Source organism: Pseudodesulfovibrio piezophilus C1TLV30, from assembly GCF_000341895.1.
GTDB lineage: Bacteria > Desulfobacterota > Desulfovibrionia > Desulfovibrionales > Desulfovibrionaceae > Pseudodesulfovibrio > Pseudodesulfovibrio piezophilus.
In genome coordinates this window covers 1,440,001-1,454,522 of sequence record NC_020409.1, presented here as the reverse complement: position 1 = coordinate 1,454,522, position 14,522 = coordinate 1,440,001, and the positions used below count along the sequence as shown (strand labels likewise).

The following is a 14,522-nucleotide window of genomic DNA, read 5'->3' as shown; positions in this document are numbered from 1 at the left end:
GCCAAATTCGTGATCATGACGGGCTTTTGCCAAAGGGCGAGAGAACGGTTGTGGTCAGCATGCTGTAACATATCTAAAAGGTCAGGATCAGGTATCCCGGAATGGGGATCTGATCCTGACCTTTTTATATCGTTTCTTCAATTCACCTGGTGAATCTCTTGGAGAGGATGCGTATATGCGTTCAAGCCTCTTCAATTTCATAAGCTAGACGATCAATACATAAGTCCAGGCAAAAACAGGATTATCTGTGGAAAGATGAAGAGCAGAGCAATGCCTACGACGATGGAGAGCATAAAGGGCAGGATGCCTTTGAAGACTTCTTCAAGAGTGACGTCGGGCGCTATTTTTCGGCACATGCCGTAGACAACATAGACATTGATGCCGACCGGGGGCGTGATAACACCCATTTCAGTGATCAAGACGATAATGATGCCGAACCAGATGGGATCGTATCCCATGTTGGTGACAACCGGGAAGAAGACCGGGATGGTCAACATGATCAAGGCCAGCGAATCCATGAAACAGCCACCGATGAAGTAGATGAATATGATCGCGGCCATGATGCCAAAGGGGGGCATGTCGAACGCCGAAACCCAGTTGGCAATATCAAAGGGAATGCGCGTGACAGCCAAGAATTTTCCGAAAACCACGGCTCCGGCTATGAGAACCAGAACCATGCATGAGGTCCGGAGTGTTTCATACAGGGAATTCACGAATCCTTTCCAGGTCAACTGTCTTTTGATGGCAGCAAGGACCAGCACTCCGATGACACCGACGGAGGCCGCTTCGGTCGGGGTGAACCAGCCTTTGAATAGGCCTCCGATGACCAGTGAGAATATGATAATGGTGTCCAGTAGACCGACAAGGGATTTGAGCTTCTCGAGACCAGTGAAGGAGTCGCCTTTGGGCCCCAGTTCTGGGGAGAGGCGGCACTGGATATGTATTCCCGCTACAAACAGGGCTGTCAGTAAAATGGCCGGAAGAATGCCTGACACAAAAAGTGCGCCGATGGATTGTTCCGTCAAGACTCCATAAATGATGAGCACGACTGAAGGGGGCATGATCATGCCAAGTCCGCCGCCCGAGGCCACAGATGCCGTGGCGAGGGAATTGGCATATCCGTATCGTTTCATTTCCGGGATACCCACTGTGGACATGGTGGCTGCTGTGGCCGGGCTGGACCCGCAGACCGCGCCGAATGCCGTGCAGGCGGAGACCGTGGCCATGGCCAGCCCGCCGCGGACATCCCCCAGAAAATGATAAGCCGTCTTGTAGAGTCGTTTGGAAATCCCGCTATTGAAGGCTATCTGCCCCATGAGAATGAAGAGTGGAATGGTGGAAAGTTCATAGGATGCAAAAGCGTCATAGATGTTTCTTGACATGAGGTTGAGGCCACCTTTCCATGATGTGAGCATGGAAAATCCGATAAAACCTACCAGCATCATGACATACGCTACCGGCATTCGGGTCATGAACAGGAAAATCATGATCACGATACCAATGATGCCAACGAGTGTCGGGTCCATGCTATGCCTCCCTTCCCTTGAAAAAAAGAATGATATCCTTGAGTAGACTCACGGCGTAGGCGAGAAAGCCGAAAGCCAGGACATATATAATAATATATTCCGGCAACTCCAGATTCATGGAGACTTCGCCACTTCGGGCCTGTGTCATGGCATAGATCGTCATGCGCCAGGTCACGATGACAATGAGAAAGAGCGTTGCCGTTGTCGTCATGAGCTTGATCCCTGAGCGGACCCGACGGGAAAACTTTCGGTAGAATATTTCCACGCCGATGTGGCTTTTCTGGGCATGGGTGTAGGGCAGGGCAAAGCCGACGGCAATAACTCCCAGAATACTGACAAGCTCTTCAGAGCCGAAGATGGGGGTGTTGAAAAATCCGCGCATGGCCACGTCGGCCCCGGTCAGGAGCGCCATGCCGAAGAGACTGACCGCCGCCACGATTCGCATGCCTTTTTCCAGACGATCGAGAGGGCCGGGCCGTTTGATCAAATCCATGATTGTATCCTTGCAGGATACGGGGAGGAAAAATATCCCTCCCCGTATGGTTGTTTATTCTTGAAGGGTGGAGAGGGTAAAGTCGATGATCTCCCGGCCGTTAAGCCCCTTGGCATCGGCTTCCTTTATATAGTTGTCTATCACGGGCTGGGCCGCGGTTTTCCATCTGACTGTTTCTTCGGCGTTCAGCTTGAAAATCTGGCCGCCCTGGTCAAGCAGGAACTGTCGGCCGATAACATCAGCTTCATCCCAGGCTGCGGCGTGTCTGACAGCCCACTCGGTATTGATCTCCCGGATGATTTTTTGTGAATCAGCATCCAGCGCATTCCATTTGTCCTTGTTCATGACAATAAAGAAAACAGTGGTATACGCCACATCAAAGGAATCTGTGCCGAACGTGCAGACTTCACCGAGTTTGAAGGATTTATTCGATTCAATAGGATGCATGGACCCATCGACAACACCCTTTTGCAGGAGTTGGTAGTTCTCGGGCATGGGTTTGGCGACAGGAGTGCCTCCCAGCGCCTTGACCAATTGGGCGGAATTGCCGGTTGAGCGTATTTTCAGTCCCTTGAGATCTTCCAATGTTCTGACAGGGGTGGTTGCAGTGAAAAGCAGTCCGGGGCCATGACCGTTGAAATACATGACCTCCACATCATCAAGTTCGGCTGGCTTGAAGTGCGCGTATACGGCATTGGCAGTAGCGGTGGCCTGTGCTGCCGAGGTATAGCCCAGAGGAAGGTCCACGGCTGCCATGACCGGGAAGCGTCCCCGAGAGTATGCGAGGCAGGAAAGTCCCAGGTCGGATATGCCTTCCACAACACCGTCATAACATTGTTTTGCCTTGGTCAGGGTGCTTCCGGGGTAGTATTCGATGGCGACTTTTCCGCCGGTTCTCTTTTCGACTTCCCTGCACCATTCCTCGGCCAATCGGGATTGGTGGTTGGTTGGTGGAAAGAAGTTGGAATAGGTCAGTCTTGTCGCCGCCTGCGTCTGAAAAGGCAGGGCGGCACAGAGCATGGGCAGAAGAGTGAGGAGTGTCAGAAGTCGTTTCATTGGTTTTTCTCCAAAGAGTGCAAGAGTCCCAGGAGGCACATGGCCCCCCTTGTATATGAAATCGGCCGTCACCGTGAAAGGCAACGGTCGGTTTGAGTTATTTCGAGGTCATTCTGGTTTTGATGAATGAGATAACAGCAGCTCCATCAATGCCCTTGCGTGAGACATCTTCGGTATACTCATTCAACACAGGGTGCACAGCCGAGGTCCAACGTTGTGCTTCCTGAGTGCTCAGAGATGTGAATGTGCCACCTTTCTCTTCAAAGAAGGTTTTCCCGGCCTGATCGGCTTCATCCCATGCCTGGCCATGCTTGATTGCCCACTTCTGGTTGATTTCCTGGATGATCTTTTGTGTACCGGCATCCAATTCATTCCATTTGTCCTTATTCATGACGACAAAAAAGGTCGTGGTGTAGGCCACGGGAAAAGACAGTGTGGCGTGGCGTACAACCTCTGCGAGTTTCCATCCCTTGTTGGATTCAATGGGGTGCATGGAGCCATTTACGATACCTTTTTGCAGGGATTGGTAGCAGGTGGGCATGGATTGGGCCACCGGGGTGCCGCCCAAGGCCTTGACCAACTTGGCTGAATTGCCTGTGGCGCGTATCTTCAATCCCTTGAGGTCTTCGAGAGTTTCCACGACTTTTTCCGTGGTGAAGAGCAGTCCGGGACCGTGGGCATGGAAATACATGGGCTGCACATCTTTCAATTCCCGAGGCTGGAATTTTATGAAGACTTCGTTGGCTATGGTCGTGGCCTGTGATCCGGTGGTATAGCCCAACGGCAGGTCCACTGCCGCCATGACCGGAAATCTGTTTCGGGTATAGGCGAGAGCGGACAAACCGATGTCGGAAATTCCTTCGACCACACCGTCATAACACTGTTTGGCTCCGGTCAGGGTGCTGCCTGGGTAGTAGTTGATCTTGACCTTGCCGTTGGTCCGGGTTTCGACTTCACGGCACCACTGCTCGGCCAGCTTGGATTGGATGTGCGTGGGTGGGAAGAAATTCGAGTAGCTCAGGGTGATTGTTTCGGCAAGGGCCAGGCTGGCTGTTCCGAGTACCAGTGTCAGTACGAGCAGGATTTGGAGTCTCTTTTTCATGATATGCCTCGTGGGAGTCTTATCCGGCAGGCCGGAATTAATTTTGTATGGTGCCATTTTGGAGAGCCAGGGAGATGGCGGCGGAGCGGACATCATCAAAGGAGAGAACCTGAGTACCGAGGGTGCGGTGGATAAGATATCCTTCAAAGAGAGCCGTATTTATGGCTCCCAGTTTTTCGGGAGGATAGTCGGTTTGAACGTGTTCGCGTACCAGGTCGGCAAAGATATCATTGGACAGGCGGTAGACTGATTGATTCATGCGCGTGCGAAGGTTCTCGCTTTGCGCTGAATACACCGTGAATTCGAGAAATATGGTTGACCATTTCTGATCGTGAGTAATGGATTCAAGAAAATCCCAGATGACATCCAGTGCTTCTTCAAGATTCCTTGCTGAGTGAACCTTCCCATTCCTTGACTGGCGATACTGCTTGAGCTTTTGTTCAACTATCAGCAGAAAAAGCTCATCTTTGCTATTCCAGTGACGATAAAAGCTTCCTTTGGCATACCCTGCATGTTCGGTTATTTCCGCAACAGAAGTACCGACAAACCCATTGGTCCCGAATAATTCTATGGCTGATGCCATGAGTTCGGTCATGGTTTGCTGTGATTTTTCCTGCTGTTTTTTTGACATGGTAACTGATTTCCTAAATATCGGATCGAGTGCCCCGGTGGGTTTGTCGGGTCTTAAAGTGACCGTGAGTCGAAAAATGACCAATGGTCATTTTTGTGCTGCACAAGTAGCAAGGCCCCATATGGCTGTCAAGCAATGAGGGGGGCATCTTTCTGGTCAATGACGTGGTGGTATGGTATTCTTTGCCATGCATAGACAACGGCAATCGTATTTTGGTTGTGGTCCGAAGATCTTTCGTCCGTCTTGTGCCTGGGTTATGGTTTCCGTGCTTCTAGCGTGGATCTGGCCCGGAGTATTCAGGCTTTCCGCATCGCCTATTGCCTTGGCTCTCTGTTTTCTGGGATGGGGAATGGTGTTTATCGGGATAGGGGGGTATATTTGGAGTGTGAGGGCAATGGTCCGAGCTGTGAAGCAGAATCGCCTGGAGACTTCAGGTCCATTTTCACTGGTTCGGCATCCTCTCTACGCAGTATGGATTCTTTTTTTGTTTCCTGGGGTGGCATTGGCTTCCGGCATCTGGATAATGCTTGGCGCAGCCGTTGTTGCCTGGTTCTTTTTTGAGCATTGGAGCAAGGAAGAAGAGCGGTTTTTGGAAGAGATTTTTGGACAGGAGTATGAGCAGTACAGGCTCAGTGTACCCGCTTTGATGCCTTTTCTTTCTGGTGGTGGCCCACCTTGATAAATTTTGACTGATCGAGAGAGGGGCGGGCAAATGACGGGAAAAGGTTATTCTCGGAAAGGGATGGTTGATTCCACAACAGGAACATGTCCATACCCGGTCTGATTCAGGAATTCCTCTATACTTCTCATGGTGACCAATTGGCTGGCTGTCGGGCCGACTCGTATTTCAGTAATGGGGAGCAGCGGAACGGTATCCTTTTCCAAGCGGTCTTTGTAAAGATCCGTGGAGAGCAGATAAGGGACGATGCGGTTCTTTGTCACCCGATGATGTACCTTCCTGGAAAAGTCCGTACTGCAACTGGGCACGACCATACGAGTCTCGGCCTCCGACTCATAGGCAGCGTGTTTGAAGGTGATGAATTCCAAGGCTAGGGCGTTGGCCAGCCAGTGCGCCCACTGATCGACCTCTGTTTCCAATCCGTTTTCCCTATCCTTGGCACATTCTTTGGAATATTTGGCCAGAGTCCTCACTAGCATCATGGTTTTGACATCGTCACAGTATATTATGCGGTACATCTGCATGATGTGCGGAATGATGAAGTGGCTTTGTCCATCTCTGGGGTGATTTTCAAAAGTCATGGCAACGCCCTGTTGTCCTGGCGCATATGCACGCCACTGGTCCAGGCTGTCCGGCTTGACGGAAAAGGAGCACATATACTGTGGCGGTTCCTGTTCATATTCCAGCAGGCTCGCTGTTTTGATCAGCACCGGATGAAAGTGGGAATGTCGTTTTTTGTCCAAGAGCCTGGATATAATGGATAGAACAAGTTTTCGGCCGTTGTGATATTCTTCGGAATCATTGAGAAAGCGGTGATCGGAAAGCCAGAATCCACCGGACTGAATGATTCCCACCAATCCTTTCATGGAGGTATAATGTGTCAGGTGGCTTCCGTATCGCTCAAGCCAGTTTTCCTCCAGATATTTGGCGCGATAGGTGGAGTCGTTCTCAATCCGACAGTAGCCGGGGAGGGGATATTTCATGGGAGGAGACATACAGCAAGAGTACTTTGTTTCATCCATCTTCTCGATTATTTTAATGGCCTCATTCGCTTCTTTTCCTTTTTTTATGAGAGGCATCCCAAGAGCATAAAAAAGCCGCTCCGTCTTCAGAAGGTCGGAGCGGCCTGCAAAGTGACTTAACAGTTGATTATTCTTTCCAATATGGATGACTGATATCTTCGAAGGCACTCATGGCTGCGATGGAGCCTTCTCCTATGGCTGTGACAATTTGTTGAAGACCGCCGGTCAGGTCGCCTGCAGCGTATATCCTGGGTATATTCGTTCGCATATGGGTATCGACTTCGACGAATCCGTCTTCCTTTAAGGTGACGCCCAGCAGTTTGGCAAGATCGGTGGCCGCCTCCTGTCCAATGGCCACAAAGAGACCATCCACAGGAAGTTCCGATGTTGTTTCATCTTTGGTATTGCGAAGCTTCAGGGTATGGACCCTGCGATCATCGCCGTCTATTTCTTCGACGACGGTGTTCCAGAGAACCGGAATCTTTTCATGTTCCAAAGAATCCTGAAGGGGCTTCTGTGCCCGGAATTCCTCACGTCGGTGAATAATGGTCACATCGACACCCAGATTCTTCAGGTGAAGGGCATCTGTCAGGGCAGTGTTGCCGCCGCCGACAATGGCGACGGATTTTCCTTTGTAGAGATATCCGTCACATGAAGCACAGTAGTTAACGCCACGTCCGAAGAAACGGGTTTCCCCCGGAACACCGAGTTGGCGGTACGCGGCTCCGGTCGTCAGGATGATAGCTTTAGTGGAATATGCGCCACGGTTGGTTGTCACTTGAATGGGCATGTCTTCTTTCGGGTCAGGCATGGTGATAGTCTCAACGCCTTCTCCCTCGTGGACCGGGACATATTCACGAGCGTGTTCGCCCATGATGTCCATAAGTTGCTTGCCGGGAACAGTGGTAAAGCCTGGATAATTTTCGACAACAGGTGTCAGGGCTACCTGGCCACCCACAATGTTCTTTTCGAGCACAACGGTCTTGAGTCCTGCTCGGACCGCGTAGATTCCGGCGGTCAGACCGGCCGGCCCGGCTCCTATGATGACCAGATCTACTTCTCCAGGTTCTATCGTGCCGAAATGTTTGGGAGCTTTTTTGTCTTCGGCTCCGGGCAGGTCGCCATCTTCAAGGAGGTTCTCAGCACTTTTGAGGTAAACCAATTCCACTGTGAAGCGTTCTTCAGGCATCAGGCCCAGCGAGTCGTGGACCCCGCCATTGAAAATAGTATGCGGTACCGACCCTATATTGAATTGCTCGGTCAGTTTGGGGTTCTCACTCATTTCTACGCATTCAGCCTGAACCAGGTTGGGCTTGGCTATGGCGCATTTTATGGCATGCATGGTTTGGCCGGGACAATACGGGCAGGTCGGGCTGACAAAAACCTGCACCAGTCGCTCCTTATCCAGATCCTGGAGAACAGACATGGAGACCTCTGAAAGCCCGTGCATATTAAGAGAAACGAGCATGATAGCGGTGATAAAGGCCTTGCCTTCTTCTCCCACTGGCGCACCGAGGAATCGAATGTGATATTCGTCGGGGTTGATGCACATGGTCGGAGAGGCGGTAATCCCTAATTCCGTGGCTCGTTCGGACGGAATTTCAAATCGTTTGACCTTGATCTTGTTTGTCAGTCGGGCGAGATCATCGCAGAATTTGAACATATAGCTTGAGAATTCATCATTCACCCCGGTCTTGCTGAACACTTCGAGTACAATTTTCCCTTTGAGACCGTCAAAGGTTTTGCTCAGTTGCTTGCGAACATCCTCGGGCAGGAACCAGTCACTTTCTTTATCTTTCTTGAATAAGGGACTCATAATAATCTCTCCTGGAGTTCAAGGAAATTGCCATCAATATGGGAGAATATGCGGCGTGGCTCATATCGTCAAGGGGGGAATCGGAAAACGTCTACTCCTCTTCAACGCGGTTTCGGCCGAATTCCTTGGCTCGATACAGAGCCTTGTCCGCCCGTCTCATGAGCCTGTCCAGCAGGTCCTTTTCTCCCTGGAGTATGGAAACCCCGATGCTTATTGTATATCGGACGGTGTCTGCTCCGGCATGAACCATATCAGCTTCCACAGCTTCCCGCAGCCTTTCGGCCGTGGCACGGGCCGAGTCCAGATCTGTTTCAGGCAGAATTGCGGAAAATTCTTCACCGCCCATGCGGGAAAATATATCCGTTTCCCGGAGTGTTTCTCGGCAGACCTTGACCAGTGATCGCAAAACCATATCGCCCACCGGGTGTCCATAGGTGTCATTGACTCGTTTGAAGAGGTCTATGTCCAGGGAGAGGAGAGCCAAAGGCGTCCCATAGCGTTTGCTGCGGGCTATTTCCTCATGGGCACGTTCCATGAAAGATCGTCGATTATTGGCACCGGTCAGGGAGTCTGTCGTGGCTATATGGCGGAGTTTTTCTTCCAGTCTGCGTTTGGTCGTCACGTCCCAGTTGACTCCGATCATGCGTTTGGACATCCCGGACTGTGTCTTGACCAACGCGGCCGCCTTGACATGGCGAATTTCACCATCGGGCCAGACTATTCTGAATTCGGCATCAAAAGGGGTTTCCTTTTCAAAGCACTCCATGAGTTGTTTTCTGAGAGGCTCCACATCTTCTTTGCCGATATATCCCATCCATGAATCGAACGTCCCTGCAAATTTCTTTTTATCGGTCTGGTAGAGATGCATCATCATTTTGTCCCAGAGAATCGAGCCGTCTTGGGCGTTCCATTCCCATATGCCTATCTTCCCTGCATCGGTAGCCAAAGCCAGCCTTTCCGAAAAGATTTTGAGCTTTTCCTCATGACGCTTTCTTTCTGTAATATTACTGGCTGTAATGGAAACAAAATCGATGGAACCGTTGGCATTGCAGACGGGATGATACGTAATGGAAAGGTGCATACGTGTATTTACGTGTGTCGTTATGACACTTTCTTTCTGCACGACTTCCCCGTTAAAGGCCTTGTCCAGATATGGTTTAAGCTCATTTTTGAAGTAGTCCGTGCCGAGGACATCCTCCATGGGTTTGTCCACGACCTGTTCAATGGGCTTGCCAAGGGCTTTCAGGTAAGAGTCATTTGCCAGTCGGTTATAGTATTGCCTGTCCACAAGAGCGATAAGGTCTGGGGTGGAAGCAATGATTCGTTTGAACCGGAGCAATTGTTCTTCAGCCTGCCGCCGGTCGGTAATGTCATGGACAATCGAATACGTGAGTGATGTTTCCCCATATTCCACAGGTCCACTAAAAACTTCGACTCTCCGAATTTCTCCAGATGCAAGCTTGTGACTGAAAAAGGAATTGTGATGCTGCCGTTTTTCAGCCCGCTCTTTCTCCTCCCTGAATTCTTCGGGGGAAAGGGAATTGATTTCCGCGATAGTCATGGTTGTCAGTTCGTCCAGAGAATAGCCGTAGTATTCGGATGCAGCCGGATTGGCATCTTTGATCTCTCCGGTTTCGGCATCAAGAAGGAGCATCACGGCATGGCTGTTATTGAAAAGCGCCCGAAATTTCCCTTCCTTTTCCCTGGTTGCCTTGTCCAGTTCGCAGTTCTTTTGCGAAAGTTCGCAATCCAAGGCTTGCACGGCCTCTCTCGATTGCTCCAAATCAATGGCATGGTGGCGAAGTGTTTGCCGAAGCTCCTCTCGCGTGAGTTGCAATTGTTCGTGTGTTTTCTTGTGGGAGCTGATGTCGAATATGGACAGCAGAGCAGCAGCTTCTCCTTCGTAAACACCGGGGCGAGCGTTGAGTCGCAACCAGTGTTCGGATTTTTCAGTGTGTTGGAAGCAGACCTCGCGGTCTTCCAGGGACTTTCCTTTTGACAATTCCTCCAGCAGGGGGGGGAAGTCCTCTGCTTGAAGGAACAGTTCATCCAAGCCCATGCCTGACAGTTCCTCTTGAGAACGACCCAAAAGAGTTGCTCCGGCTTGATTGCATACGGCTATCTTACCGGATAAAAAAAGAATAATCAGGCCACCGGGGATATCCTCAAGACGCATTTCCTTTCCTATTCGGCATTGGGGCGGGGTTTGAGCATCATTTCTCGTTGCGTCGTGCCCCTTGCGGCCACTGGCAGTCTTATTTCTTTTCTTCAAATGCAGGCCTTCTTTTGTTTGATGTTTTCAAAGTATCTTTTCTCACATGATATACTCACCAGTTGCCGGTCAGTTGTCAATACTTGCAGACTTACGAAAGGGGCTGCACTCTTGCGCTCCATGATGGGAGATAACAATGGCAAGGGATGTCGGTTTTTATGCGATTTTTTTGATGAGTTGTTCAAGTGTCATCGTAATGTCACACATCGCGTCTTCGAAAGGGGTATCCGTAGGAGTCCTCTGTTGAGAAAAAGGAGAGAGCAATGGAAGAATATTATATGGAATCAGAGCCGTACTCGGAAAGTGAACGCAAAGAATGTGGTGCATTGAGTTGTCACTGTGCGGTTTGCTTTACCCCGATAGAGGATATTTCATCCGCTGCCAGCTCTCTTGCAGGTCGGTATTACTGCCAGCAATGTTGGGCCGGATTTCGGCATGAACCTCTTTCCAGGGGGCAGGAGAAATTTGCCTGATTGAAAGAGATGCGCGCATGACCCGCTGTTCTGATCTCCATTTCAGAAAGACTGTTTGAATTTCCTTATCCCTTTCGGGCTGTTCACCGATTCAGAGCTGTTTTTTTAGCATCCTTGAAGGGTGTTATTCTAACCGTATTGATTTTTGCCACGGATGAGATATCCTTAGTCGGTTATATCTCTATAGTCCCTGTGGCAAAGCGCTTTCCTGCACGGCCGCCGGGAAAGGAGTGCAATGATCATACGGATTACCATACGTCTGCTTTTGAGTTTCCTGACTCTCTCATGGATACTGCTTTTCTCCTCCACCGGGTATGCAGAGCAGCGGAGAGTTCTCATGATCAGCTCTTATCATCCCGGTTTTCCTACTTTTTTTCAACAGATAGCAGGGGTTAAGTCTGTCTTTGACTCAGAGAATGTGAGTGTGGATGTCGAGTTCATGGACAGCAAGCGGTTCTTTTCAACTGATGCCTCGGCACGGTTTCTCGATCTGTTGCGATTCAAACTCTCGTCTTCAGTACCATATGATCTGATCATTACTGCGGATGACACTGCACTTCATTTCGCTTTGGAACATAGAAGTGAGCTTTTCCCTTCACAGCCAATTGTTTTTTGTGGAGTAAATGATGTTAGGAAGGCGTATTCCCTGAGTTCAGATGAAAATGTGACAGGTGTCGTGGAATCCATTTCCATGCGGGAGACCGTGGAAATGGTCTGGCGGATACTTCCGAAGACGAAGGTTGTCTACGCGCTTGTTGATTCAACTCCCAGCGGTTTGGGAGATTTGAGTGTATTCAATGGGTTGAGAACTCTTTTCCCGGAACGAAAATTCAAAGTCCTGAACCTTGGGGAGTTGAGTTGGAAGGAATTCGGGGAAGAACTGCGGGGGTTGGTTCCTGGAGAAGTTGCCCTCCTTCTTTCAGCGTACAGAGACAAGAACAGGGCTGGAAAATTATTTGACGAAAGCCGTCAATTCATCCTCGAACAGAGCCGGATTCCTGTTTTCCACCTATGGGAGCATGGCGTCGGGCAGGGGCTGTTGGGCGGCAAGGTTATTTCGCACTTCGAACAAGGCAGAATTGCGGGAACACTCGCCTTTGAGATACTTAACGGGCGCCCTATCAGGGACGTGCCGATCATTGGCGGAGCTCAGGCGAATAAATATCTTGTGGATTTCAAGGTTCTGCAGAAATTTGGCATATCTGTCCATCTACTGCCGGAAGGGACCGAGGTTCTGAACAAAAGCAAGAGTGTTTTTGTTCAGTATCAAACGGAGTTTATCATTGCCGGTGCCGGTCTGGCTCTTCTGATTCTTGTCACCGTGGTGCAATTTGGAATGGTCATCAAATTGAGAGAATCAAAAAGAGCTTTGGAACGAAGTGAAAGACGCCATCGAGTGCTCTTTGAAAAATCTCCCCTTGGCATGATTCTGTTTGGTGCGAGTGGGGAGGTATTGGATTGCAATGCTCCGTTCGTCGAGTTGATGGATAAGTCTCGGGAGGGGCTGCTCGGGTTCAATGCAATTCAAAACACCTCTACGGAGCTGAGTCAGATGATTGCTGCGGCGTTGGGGGGGGCTCCTGCCGTATACGAAGGACTCTATTCGTTTTTACAGGATGAGAGTCCTCAATCTCTAAGGATAATTTTTAACCCTATATATAATGATACTGTCCCGACTCCTGTCATAGCGACAATTGAAGATATAGGAGAGCGTAAAAAAGCTGAAGAAACCATTATGTTCGCTAACGAGGAACTCGAACGGGCCAATCAGGTGAAGTCCGAGTTTTTGGCAAACATGAGCCACGAAATCAGAACCCCTCTCAATGGCATTATGGGAATGCTTCAACTCATTGAGATGAATGGTGTGGAAAAAAAGAATGGCGAATATATCCGGTCGGCTCTTGAATCAACCCAAAGATTGAACCGTCTCCTCTCGGATATTATGGATCTGACCCGCGTTGAGGCGGGGAAATTAGGGTTGCACCCCGAACCTTTTGATCTCCACCAAGTCGTCAAACAAGTTATCGAACTCTTTCAGGTGCCGCTTGGACAAAGGAAAGTCGGTCTTGAAACATCTATTGATCAGAATATCCCTCAAGTCTTGGTCGGTGATCCTGCCCGATTGCAACAAGTTTTGAATAACCTGGTTGGAAATGCACTTAAATTTACTCAGGAAGGGTCTGTTCGTGTGGATGTGAATATGCTGTCACCGCTTCGATCTGGAGAGCCTCGTTTCCTTTTTTCTGTCACCGACACTGGGATCGGCATTCCTTGTGAGCAGATTGAACCTTTGTTTGAATCGTTTCGGCAAGCCAGTAAAGGATATAGGCGGCAATATCAGGGAGCAGGTCTCGGCTTATCCATTTGTAAGCATCTCGTCTCCATCATGGGGGGGACTCTTTTCGTGGATAGTGAAGTCGGTGTTGGCACGAGTTTTCATTTTTCCTTGCCGTTTCGAGTTCATGACGAGCCAACAACAGCGCAACAGGAGGACAGCCGTCAAGTGCGGTTACCACGAGGGATCCGTGTACTTCTTGTTGAGGATGATCGGGTCAATAGCATTGCAGCAAGTGGTCTCTTGAAACATTTACACTGTATCGTTGAGATAGCTGAAGACGGTGTGGTGGCTTTGGACGCTCTAAGACAGCAGGATTTTGACCTGATATTGATGGATATTCAAATGCCCAATATGGATGGGTTGGAAGCAACCAAGGCCATTCGTGAAGGGAGAGTGGGGGAGAACAAGAAAACAATCCCTATTGTCGCTTTGACGGCATATGCCATGAGAGGGGATAAAGAAAAAATGCTTTTGGCTGGGATGAATGATTATATGGTCAAGCCAGTCAGCATCGAAGCTTTGATGTCAATTCTTGGTCAATATGCCCAGAACCGCTACGCATGATTTAAGGACACGCTTCATGACGTCGGTTGTTCAAGACGAATTGATTCCTTGATCCGTGGTAATATGGGGGGGGGCATATAAGGACTAAATGAGATCCCTTCCAAAGTGTCCTTGAACGATATGTGATGCATAAGGAAAGTGCCACATGTGTCAAGAATTGGGTGAAGACGTGGACAGATAATAATTGTTTTGAAAAACTCACAGTGAAATAAAAGCAGGAGAAGTGGCTTGGGCAAAGGGTTTTCTCCTGGGCGAGGGGTGAAGTTGCCATAAAAGTTGTCATTTTACTTCAAAAAGGGCTTGACCGTGGAACGTGTTTACCCTAGAACTCCTCTTCGCCGCACGGGAAAGCCCGAAGGGATGAACCGGCGGCTTGCTCTTTCTTAAAAATATCGAATGGTTAGCACGAGACTCGACTGAGAAAAAAAGTTGAGAAAGTAGTTGACGGGCGTAAGCGAAAAACATAGCTTGCCTCTCCTGCCTCCGGGCGGGAAGTTGATCCAGGACGCGGCGAAAAAAAGTTGCAGAAAAGGGTTGACGGGGTTGAGCA

The 14,522-nt window shown here is 49.7% G+C and carries 11 protein-coding genes; 3 read left to right on the top strand and 8 right to left on the bottom strand.

The genetic code is table 11. The annotated features are described in order from the left end of the window. Positions 1-212: 212 nt before the first annotated feature. From BN4_RS06970 to BN4_RS06950, 5 genes are all read right to left on the bottom strand, one after another. Complete coding sequence (locus tag BN4_RS06970; protein WP_015414669.1) at positions 213-1,526, bottom strand: TRAP transporter large permease; 1,314 nt, start codon at positions 1,524-1,526, stop codon at positions 213-215. Between the two features lies 1 nt (position 1,527). Then, positions 1,528-2,019 (bottom strand): TRAP transporter small permease, encoded by a 492-nt coding sequence (locus BN4_RS06965; protein ID WP_015414668.1) that lies wholly within the window; start codon positions 2,017-2,019, stop codon positions 1,528-1,530. 54 nt (positions 2,020-2,073) lie between these two features. Beyond that, entirely contained in the window at positions 2,074-3,075 is a 1,002-nt protein-coding gene (locus BN4_RS06960; protein ID WP_015414667.1) for a TRAP transporter substrate-binding protein, read from the bottom strand. 97 nt (positions 3,076-3,172) lie between these two features. Then, positions 3,173-4,177, bottom strand: a complete 1,005-nt coding sequence (locus BN4_RS06955; protein ID WP_041720190.1) for a TRAP transporter substrate-binding protein — start codon at positions 4,175-4,177, stop codon at positions 3,173-3,175. A 37-nt stretch (positions 4,178-4,214) separates the two neighbouring features. Then, positions 4,215-4,808: a TetR/AcrR family transcriptional regulator gene (locus BN4_RS06950; protein WP_015414665.1), complete on the bottom strand. Its 594-nt coding sequence runs from the start codon at positions 4,806-4,808 to the stop codon at positions 4,215-4,217. Between the two features lie 187 nt (positions 4,809-4,995). Between BN4_RS06950 and BN4_RS17525 the strand changes: the two genes are divergently transcribed. Next, a complete protein-coding gene (locus BN4_RS17525; RefSeq protein ID WP_041720772.1) occupies positions 4,996-5,487 on the top strand; it encodes a methyltransferase family protein in 492 nt (163 codons plus the stop codon). Between the two features lie 47 nt (positions 5,488-5,534). Here BN4_RS17525 and BN4_RS06940 read toward each other — a convergent pair whose 3' ends face one another. From BN4_RS06940 to BN4_RS17130, 3 genes are all read right to left on the bottom strand, one after another. After that, positions 5,535-6,470, bottom strand: a complete 936-nt coding sequence (locus BN4_RS06940) for a DUF2971 domain-containing protein (protein ID WP_157871300.1) — start codon at positions 6,468-6,470, stop codon at positions 5,535-5,537. Between the two features lie 166 nt (positions 6,471-6,636). Further along, positions 6,637-8,325 (bottom strand): FAD-dependent oxidoreductase, encoded by a 1,689-nt coding sequence (locus BN4_RS06935; protein WP_015414662.1) that lies wholly within the window; start codon positions 8,323-8,325, stop codon positions 6,637-6,639. Positions 8,326-8,416: 91 nt separating this feature from the next. Continuing rightward, positions 8,417-10,597 carry a diguanylate cyclase gene (locus BN4_RS17130; RefSeq protein WP_157871298.1) on the bottom strand — a complete coding sequence of 727 codons (2,181 nt, stop codon included), beginning with the start codon at positions 10,595-10,597 and terminating at the stop codon, positions 8,417-8,419. A gap of 263 nt (positions 10,598-10,860) precedes the next feature. On the opposite strand from BN4_RS17130, the gene BN4_RS06925 reads away from it, so the two are divergent. Next, positions 10,861-11,070 carry a hypothetical protein gene (locus BN4_RS06925; protein WP_041720189.1) on the top strand — a complete coding sequence of 70 codons (210 nt, stop codon included), beginning with the start codon at positions 10,861-10,863 and terminating at the stop codon, positions 11,068-11,070. A 337-nt stretch (positions 11,071-11,407) separates the two neighbouring features. Beyond that, positions 11,408-13,972, top strand: coding sequence for an ATP-binding protein (locus BN4_RS17125; protein WP_162138612.1), 2,565 nt, complete (start codon positions 11,408-11,410; stop codon positions 13,970-13,972). The last annotated feature ends 550 nt before the right edge of the window (positions 13,973-14,522 follow it).